This is a genomic window from Acinetobacter sp. 826659 (assembly GCF_000588515.1).
Lineage (GTDB): Bacteria > Pseudomonadota > Gammaproteobacteria > Pseudomonadales > Moraxellaceae > Acinetobacter > Acinetobacter pittii.
Genome location: NZ_JFYD01000020.1, coordinates 1 through 2,047, shown reverse-complemented (window position 1 = coordinate 2,047; position 2,047 = coordinate 1). Strand labels below are relative to the sequence as shown.

The window sequence follows — 2,047 nt, the reverse complement described above, 5'->3', positions numbered from 1 at the left end:
ATAAAAATTTTTAAAATCTTATTTTAGGTTAAAGATTGCTCAGACAAATAAACCAATGCATCTTCAGCGACTAAATCAAACAGTTCAATGATTTCTTCATTACGCATTCGAATACAGCCATGTGACATGGGAACGCCCATCGGTTCTTTATCAGGAGTGCCATGAATATAGATATAACGCTGCATGGTGTCATGACCTTCGCCTTTATTAAAACCTTCTTCTAAGCCATCTAACCAAAGAATACGTGACAATATCCAATCTCTTTCAGGGAATTGTGCTGCTAGTTCACTACTATAGACCTCCCCTGTTGGCTTACGTGCAATAAAAACCGCATTTTGAGGTGATTGTGCACCAATTTTTTTTGCAACCCTATGCCATCCACGTGGAGTCCTACCAGTATTCTCTTGCTCACCGATTCCGTTCTTTCCAGTAGAAATGACATAAAACTTATTATGTTTAGGCAAAGTTAATGTTTGATTTGCTAAATCGATGAGGACATCTGCTTCTTCGAGCTTAAATTGAGACATTGAACTTATTCTCTTATATCAACTCAAATACCTTGAGTTTAAGTAAAAATTTATATGAAGAACTTGTCTTGCGCCAAAATTAAAAGATTATCAATCTTCTCTTATCTACGCGCAGTTTCACTACTTGTCTTGCGCCAAAATTAAAAGATTATCAATCTTTTAATTTTGGCTCAGGGCGTAGCCATAACCAAACTGCAACGATGAACATGGTAGTATCAGTAAAAACCTTGACCCAAAGCGGTGCTGAAGTAAACAGCATTATAAGGCCACTGATTGCCATCATTATGCTTGCAATCCATTTGGCTTTACGTGGTACTGTACCATTGGCTCGCCAATCACGTAATGTTGGGCCATATTTGGGATGGTTTAACAACCAATCATCCATTTGTGGCCATCCTTTTGAAGCTGCCCATGCAGCTAGAATTAAAAACACTGTTGTGGGCATACCTGGTAAAATTGCTCCAATAATGCCTAGCGTGATAAAAATCACGACCAAAGAGCGCCAGAACAATGTTCGCATATATAAACCTTAACCTGCTGTTAGCGTTAGTATAAAGTGTTTTTCTAATATTGTTTGTTGATCCCTTATGAAATTAGGATGAATTACTTCGAGTATTAAATATATGAATATTGCCTCAGTTAAAACATCCTATTATGAGCCATGGCTTCAATTTCAACATCCTATAGTGCGACAACTGGCTTTTTGTATTGCTAGTCCAAATTTACTTTGCCAATTACCAAAAAGTTTTTCTATACAACACGAGTTTAAGCTGCACCCAACCGAAGAGTGGGAAGAGCATTTCCAAAATTATTTACCACGATTAAAAGAGCTCGATCAGTCACCAGAGCCTTTAATCCTGTTTTTATCTCAACTTAAAAGTACACGCTTAGGTTTACGCTTTGAGAATTTACTTTGGTTCTGGCTACAAGAGGATAATTATCATCCTTACCAACTGTTAAGTCATAGTATTCAAAAAATTGATGGAGCAAAAACTTTAGGTGAGCTAGATTTTTTAATTTTAAATAAAGAAACTCAACAAATTGAACATTGGGAGGTCGCGTTAAAATATTATTTGGGCGAGGCAGACTTACATTTAGAACAATGGATTGGATTAAACCGTGAAGATACTTTAAGCAAGAAACTTTATCATTTTACGAATAAGCAATTTCAATTTTCTGAAGCATTAAATTTTAAGATTCAACAACGTTTTGCGGTTTTAAAAGGACAACTCTACCTACCACTTCAACTAAATTTTCAAAAGTCGCTACCAGATTGGATAAATTTAAAGCGTCGTTTGGGATATTGGGGTACTACCATTCCACATTCTTCTTTTTATCGATTGGAGAGACACGAATGGTTGTGTCCAAATAAAGAACCGACTTCAAATCCAGCACATTGGTGGACAGACGGTCTGTATTGTAAAAATAGTGAAGAGGTTTTGTTTTATATGTTTAGACATCCTTCGTACTTAAACATCAAGCCTCACCTGCAAAAATTAAGCTAATTAACAATAAGTTTT

At 36.1% G+C, this 2,047-nt stretch carries 3 protein-coding genes; 1 reads left to right on the top strand and 2 read right to left on the bottom strand.

The genetic code is table 11. From position 1 onward, the window contains the following. Nucleotides 1–23 precede the first annotated feature (23 nt). The gene (elsL, locus tag J663_RS18375) at nucleotides 24–527 is read right to left on the bottom strand and encodes a cell wall-recycling L,D-carboxypeptidase ElsL (protein WP_032005430.1); all 504 of its coding nucleotides are present in this window, start codon (nucleotides 525–527) and stop codon (nucleotides 24–26) included. Nucleotides 528–678: 151 nt separating this feature from the next. After that, entirely contained in the window at nucleotides 679–1,047 is a 369-nt protein-coding gene (locus J663_RS18370; RefSeq protein WP_017400240.1) for a YbaN family protein, read from the bottom strand. 103 nt (nucleotides 1,048–1,150) lie between these two features. On the opposite strand from J663_RS18370, the gene J663_RS18365 reads away from it, so the two are divergent. Further along, nucleotides 1,151–2,032, top strand: a complete 882-nt coding sequence (locus tag J663_RS18365; protein ID WP_033850749.1) for a DUF1853 family protein — start codon at nucleotides 1,151–1,153, stop codon at nucleotides 2,030–2,032. The last annotated feature ends 15 nt before the right edge of the window (nucleotides 2,033–2,047 follow it).

Excerpts from the sequence above, each read along its gene's own strand:
- J663_RS18365 (WP_033850749.1), top strand. The coding sequence starts at position 1,151 with ATGAATATTGCCTCAGTTAAAACATCCTATTATGAGCCATGGCTTCAA.
- elsL (WP_032005430.1), bottom strand. The coding sequence starts at position 527 with ATGTCTCAATTTAAGCTCGAAGAAGCAGATGTCCTCATCGATTTAGCA.
- J663_RS18370 (WP_017400240.1), bottom strand. The coding sequence starts at position 1,047 with ATGCGAACATTGTTCTGGCGCTCTTTGGTCGTGATTTTTATCACGCTA.